At 42.2% G+C, this 6,697-nt stretch carries 2 protein-coding genes; one reads left to right on the forward strand and one right to left on the reverse strand.

Annotation, left to right across the window (positions count from 1 at the left end):
• Positions 1-203 precede the first annotated feature (203 nt).
• A complete protein-coding gene (locus IEV15_RS01210) occupies positions 204-6,089 on the forward strand; it encodes a RemA C-terminal-like gliding motility protein (RefSeq protein WP_188360665.1) in 5,886 nt (1,961 codons plus the stop codon).
• 258 nt (positions 6,090-6,347) lie between these two features.
• Here the strand turns inward: IEV15_RS01210 and IEV15_RS14665 are convergent, their stop codons facing one another.
• Positions 6,348-6,476, reverse strand: coding sequence for a hypothetical protein (locus IEV15_RS14665; protein WP_262891219.1), 129 nt, complete (start codon positions 6,474-6,476; stop codon positions 6,348-6,350).
• Between the last annotated feature and the right edge of the window lie 221 nt (positions 6,477-6,697).

Here is a 6,697-nt window from a genome sequence, read left to right on the forward strand (position 1 = left end):
AATTCATAAGAAATATAGTATTGCAAACGTGTAGTTTGGCGAAAAAAAAACACCTTTGGTCGAATACTTCAAAATACAAGTTGTAGAATTGAAATATTTGAAGAATTGATGTATTTTTATAGGCTTTCCAAAAACAAGCAGTCACTTGTAGTTGATTTATTTTTAGGCAGTTACAATGGCCGTATTTATAGTATTTAATTCAGATGACAAAAGATTACTTTACGTCTTCGTTCCATAAAAAAACAGCTTTAGTGGGCGTCTTATACCATAAGATTGTTTTGCTACTGCTATTTGTTTTTGTGTGTTTTACAGCTACGGCTCAAGTTGCTACTTATACTTTTGCGGAGTCGTTGAGCACCTATACTCCTTTGTCAACCGGTACTACAATTGCTTATGACGTGCCTTGGGACAATCATGTTTCGGGCAGCACTTATATTGCTCCTTTAGGGTTTACATTTACTTATGATGGTGTTACTCACAATCAGTGTTTTTTGAATCCCAATGGTTTTATCTCCTTTTCCAATCAAATCGCCCCTACTGCTTACAATCCTTTGAGTAATACCGCCACGTTTATAGGGGGTGGAACGATTAGTGCCTTAGGTATGAATTTAATCAGTACCACTGATCCTATTGTTTATGCCACCATCGGAACAGCACCTAACAGGACTTTTGTTGTTCAGTGGACCAATGCCAGAAGAGGCTCACTTCCGGGGAATTTTAATTTTCAGATTCGATTGCAGGAAACCACTAATGTTATTTCGTTTTCTTATGGGGTTTGTGCTCCTGAAGAAGTTTCGGCAATCAATGCACAAGTAGGTATTCGTGGAGCAACCAATGTGTTTCTTCAAGGTAATATTAACAACAGATCACAGGCGGGTTCTAATACCAATGCTCCATGGCATACAAAAACAGCCAACGGAGTAGCGAATTCAAATACCGTTCGAACCAGTCTTACCGAATATCCTAACAATGGTTTGCGTTATACTTATACGCCGTCAGTAGCCTGTGTTACTCCAACGGGAGTTCCGTCTAATTTAGGGATTGGAAATTCAAATGTGACTGCTACTAGTTTTACCGGAAACAGTTTTACAGCTGCCAGCCCGGCTCCGACTAATTATTTGATACTAAGAAGTACTGTCAATACGCCACCCACTGTTGCCGATGTGCCCAACCGTACTTTTTATGCTGTAAACAACATCATTAACGGAACTTACACAGTTGTTGGCATTTCAGCAGCTACTACTTTTAACCAAACCGGTTTGACACCCAATACCACTTATTATTATTGGGTGATTCCTTATAACTCGGGATGTTTAGGAGCTCCGTTTTACAATTTATCTTCTATGCTTTCGGCTACCCGAACTACCTGCATTCCGGCTCCTTTGAATCCGAATGCTACGGCTGTTGGAGGTAATGCATTTACGGCTAATTGGGATGCTGTAGCCAGTGCATCTGATTATTTAATTGATGTCTCTTTAAATGCATCATTCACAGCATTAGTTCCCGGTTATACTGCTTTGTCAACCGGAGGTGCAACTTCAATTGTTATAAATGGGCTTGAACCTGTTAAAACCTATTATTTTAGGGTGAGAGCGGTAGGTTTAAGTTGTAATTATAATAGCGTCACCACAACAGTAACTACGCTATGTGGTTATTATACCATACCTTATTTTCAAAACTTTGATACTACACCTGTTGATGCTGCTCCGGTTTGTTTTACGGTTTCCGATGAAAACACAGATGGTGTGCAATGGCAAACAAAAAATTCTATAGCGGCTTCTTTGCCTAATGCTTTTCATTTAACAACATCAGGAGCTGTGGATTCTAACGATTGGTTTTTCCTACCGGGGTTGCAGTTGACTGCGGGGGTTACTTACCGTTTAAAATTTAGTTATACCACTTTGAGTGCCGGTTTGTTTGCTGAGAATCTTAGGGTTCGATTGGGTACTGATCCTTCGGTAGCGGGAATGAATATTACTATTTTGGACTTACCAAATATTATTAATACGGTCTATCAGCCGGCTACAGTTGATTTTACTCCGGTGACAAATACGGTGTTTCACCTAGGATTTCAGTCGTATAGTTTTTCTAATCAAAGCCAATTGATGATTGATGATATCAGTGTTATTGTTTCTCCCACTTGTTTTGAGCCGACTGCTTTAACAGTTACAAGTGTTGGCGTTACAACAGCCAACCTTTCTTGGACCGCTTCTGACCCTGAACCTTCCAATGGTTATGATTATTATGTGAGTACGTTTAATTCCATTCCGGGTAGTGGTGTGACACCAACCGGAAGTGTTGCTGTCGGTATCACTACAGCCAATATCACCGGTTTGAATGCGGCTACACTTTATTATGTTTGGGTTAGAGGTAATTGTGGTCCTACGAATCAAAGTATTTGGAGTTTGGTGCAAACGTTTAGTACTGATTGTGCTGCTCCGGCTCTATTGCCGGTTGTTGGTGGTTCTTTGTGTGGTGGTGGTTCCACTGTGTTGAGTGCTACTGCTGCTCCAGGGGCTACCCTTGAGTGGTATTCTAATGCTACTTTAGACGAGTTGGTGGGTGTTGGAGAAACATTTACCACGCCAACTTTATTTGCTACCACTACCTATTATGTTCAGTCGAAGGCTCCGGGGGGCTTGGTAACAGCAGGGCCATTATCTCCTGTTATTCAAGGTGGAGCTCAAGGTATTTTGAACATTGAAACATTTGTATCCTTTTCTGTTTCTGCGGCAACTAATTTTCAGTCGGTGGATATTTATCCGAATGTAGCCGGTCAGAGTGGGGTGTTGGTTTTGCGAAACTCCTTTAATGTTACGTTAGCTACTATTCCATTTGTCACAAGTTCGGCAGGGGGTTCTACAGCTCAATTGATTCCAATAGGTGTTGATTTGCAGCCCGGCAATTATTTGTTGTATGTGGAAGACATGCCCACAGACGGTTTGTTAGTTAATATTGAAAATGCAGCCTATCCTTATTCGTCCTCTGTAGCTTCTATCACCGGTAATGGTTATGATAATACCTTTTATTTGTATGCGTATAATTGGCGATTTACTAATATATGTACCTCTTTAGTAACTCCTGTTACCGCTTCGGTGAGTGCGGCTCCGGCGGTGAGTTTGAGTGAAACTTCCATCAGTATATGTAAAGGCGAGACTACCGGATTGATTACGGTTACCGGATATGAAGCCTATGATACGTTTACTTGGTCACCGGCGTTGGGTGTCAATGGTTCAATAGCTGCCGGATTTACTTTTACTCCCGAGACTACTACTACGTATCAATTGACTTTGACGCAAACTTCGGGTAGTTTGTGTACACGCGTGGTCACTTATTCGATTACGGTAAGGCCTGAGCCACCCGCTATATCTGTTATCCCCGCTACGGCTACAATTTGTGAGTCGGAGAGTATTTTGTTAACGGCGAGTTTAGAAGCTGCCGTACCCGTAACTATCTTTTCAGAAGATTTTAATGGCTTGACCAATAACTGGACCACTACCAATTTGTCAACCGGAGGAAATATAGCTGCTGCCGCGTGGACCTTACGCAACAGTATTTATAATTATACGAGTACTTATTGGAACATCGCCTTCAGCAGTAATGATGCGTCTCGTTTTTATTTGAGTAATTCGGATGCGCAAGGTTCACCCAGTAGTAACCGAACCCGAACCTATTTGGAGTCGCCTTCCATCAGTTTGGTGGGTTATACTACTGCCAATTTGAGTTTTTGGCATTATTTGCGGTTCATTCCCGGAAACAGAGCCCGAGTTGAATATTCGTTGGACAATGGAGCTACTTGGGAATTGTTGCAGGGATACACGGCTTCACAAGGAGCTGCGTCTTCGTTTGTAAATGCGAATGTGAATATGACTAGTTTGGTGGGTAATTCCAACGTGAAAATACGGTTCTATTTTGATGCTACTTGGGATTATGGCTGGGCCATTGACAATGTTCGCATTTCGGGTAATCTGGCTCTTGAAGTAACATGGACACCGGATACCGGTTTGTATTTTGATGCGGCAGGTACGCAACCTTATATTCCCGGAACACCCACCGGTATAGTTTATGCTAAACCTTCTACTACTTCTGTTTATACCGGAACTGCTTTAGGGGCTAACGGTTGTTTTACCAGTAGTTCTGCTACTATTACGGTGTTGCCGTTGCCGGAAATAGGCACTATTTCTGCTAATCAGTCGCTTTGTGGAACAGTAGCCCCTGAACCCATCACACTAAATGGATTCACCGGATCTATTATTGGGTGGGAGTATGCGGATGATGCTGCTTTTACGCAGAATGTAACGCCTATTGCTAGCACCGCTTCTCAATTGGAATCTACGGATATGGGCACCTTTTGGGGCGATCGTTATTTTAGAGCGGTTTTACAAGCCGGCGCTTGTCCGTCTATTGGGTCAACCCCTGTATTGGTGAGTCGTCCGGTTTCTATTTGGAATGGTACGGCTTGGTTGCCTGAACCTCCAAATGCTAACCGAACCGTTGTGTTTGACTTTGTGGGTAATTATACGATTGCTTCCAATATGCAGGCTTGTGCGGTGCAGGTGATTAACGGCAATATTTCGGTTAATTCGAATGTTACGTTATGGGTGGCTAATGAAGTGGTTGTGGCTCCGGGTCAATTGCTTTACTTTGATAATTTATCCAGTTTGTTGCAGGATGCTGATGTGACGAATACGGGAACGATTACCTACCGTAGGTTGTCGCAACCTATGTTTAAAAGTGATTATACCTATTGGTCCAGTCCGGTGATGGGGCAAAACATTCGAAGTTTTTCTCCTTTGACCAACATCATTCGGTATTATTCTTATAATGCATTGATAGACAATTGGCATCAGTTGTTTTTAGCGACTGACCCTAATCCGATTCATTTGATGGTACCGGCGAGAGGTTATATTGTTCGAGGTCCCGAGAGTTTTAACAATACTACGCAAACCATCTTTCAAGGGGTATTTACGGGCGTACCTAATAACGGGACGTATACCCATGCGGTGGATGCTACGGGAACCAGTGATTGGAATTTGTTAGGTAATCCGTATCCGAGTGCGTTGGATATTCATGCCTTTTTATTGGATCCTTTGAATGAAAATGTATTGGATGCCACGGTTTATTTGTGGACACACAATACGCCATATACTAACGGTCAATATTCACCAAACGATTATGCCACCTATAATTTTACGGGGGCTACCATGACGGGATTTGGAACGCCGGTAGCGGGGCCTAATCCTACAGTGCCTTCTCGGTATATTTCTTCAGGGCAAGGGTTTTTTATTGGGGCTTTGCAGAGTGGTGTGGCTACGTTTTCTAATTCGATGCGAGTGGCGGGTAACAATATGTCGTTTTTTAGGACGGCAGCTACTTCTGTTAGTACTGATCCAGCGGACGCTATTGATAATTTAGAACGTCATCGTTTGTGGTTGCATATTACTAATCCGGCTACGCAGGCTTTTAAGCAGGCTTTGGTGGGTTATGTGGAAAGTGCTACCAATGGTTTAGATCGTGGTTTTGACGGTAAAACGACTAGTGGTGCTAATGGTTTGAATCTGTATACTTTTGTTGGTGCCACTAAATTAGGTACGCAAGGGAAGGCTCTTCCTTTTTCTGATAGTGATCTTCTACCTTTAGGGTATGTTTGTACGGCAGCCGGTATGTATCAAATCGGTTTGACTCATTTTGATGGTTTGTTTGACAATCAGGACGTTTACTTGGAGGATTTACAGCTTCAGGTGGTTCATGATTTGAAATCGGGACCGTATTCTTTTTCTTCGCCAACGGGAACGCATGATACTCGTTTTGTACTTCGTTTTACGAATCAAACGCTAGGTGTGGATGAGGTGATAGCTTCTAATTCGGTGTGGGTGTATAAGGAGGCTACTTCTTTGCACGTCTCCAGTTCGATTGCTGCTTTGGCAACGGTGGAGTTGTTTGATGTTCGGGGTCGATTGTTGGCTTCGACATCTTCTATTAACGGGTTTACTACTTCTTTTGACTCGTTGGAGGTTGCTTCTCAGGTGCTGCTTGTTCGTGTGACTACTTCGGATGGGGTGGTTGTTGTGAGAAGGGTGGTTTTTTGATTGTTTAAAGTTTAAAAGTTTAAGGGTTTAACCGGTTAATCGTTGTATTTTCTGTTTTACGAAACTTTTTCGTCGCATTAAAGTCGAACTATCGTCGGGGTATCGTCGGAGTATCGTCGAAGTATTGTCGGGGTATTGTCTGGGTGAGGTTAAATAAACGTCTTGATTTTGTTTGCCCCGACCCTAAAGGGAGCAAAATCAAGACGTTTATTTAACCTCACTGTGCCGTCTTAAAAAGAGTTTACAGTTTTTAGATTTTTAGATTTTTGGATTTGAATCATTGGGATTGGATAGACTTCCTATCGTCGGAGTATCGTTGAAGTATCGTTGGAGTTGACCCGTCTTTGGTTTATCGGTATTCATTGGTTTTTGTCTAAGTAGAATCATTTTTGCTAGTTAGCACAAACTTTATGATTAGATTAATCACAATTCCTTATTGAGCTGTCAGTCTGAGCCGATAGAGCCATCGGGAGTCGAAGACTTATAAGTGACTTCGTAGAGCGTGATTCGTAGAGTATCAAGAGCACTTCGACAGGCTCAGTGTGACAAGCAGTGGTTTTCATTGGTTTTTGTCTAAGCTTACGCATTTTTGCTAGTTAGCATAAACT

It is taken from the genome of Flavobacterium orientale (assembly GCF_014638005.1).
In the GTDB taxonomy this organism is placed as follows: domain Bacteria; phylum Bacteroidota; class Bacteroidia; order Flavobacteriales; family Flavobacteriaceae; genus Flavobacterium; species Flavobacterium orientale.

Bases quoted from the DNA above. Each gene is read 5' to 3' on its own strand.
- IEV15_RS01210 (WP_188360665.1), top strand. From the start codon at position 204: ATGACAAAAGATTACTTTACGTCTTCGTTCCATAAAAAAACAGCTTTA.
- IEV15_RS14665 (WP_262891219.1), bottom strand. From the start codon at position 6,476: ATGATTCTACTTAGACAAAAACCAATGAATACCGATAAACCAAAGACG.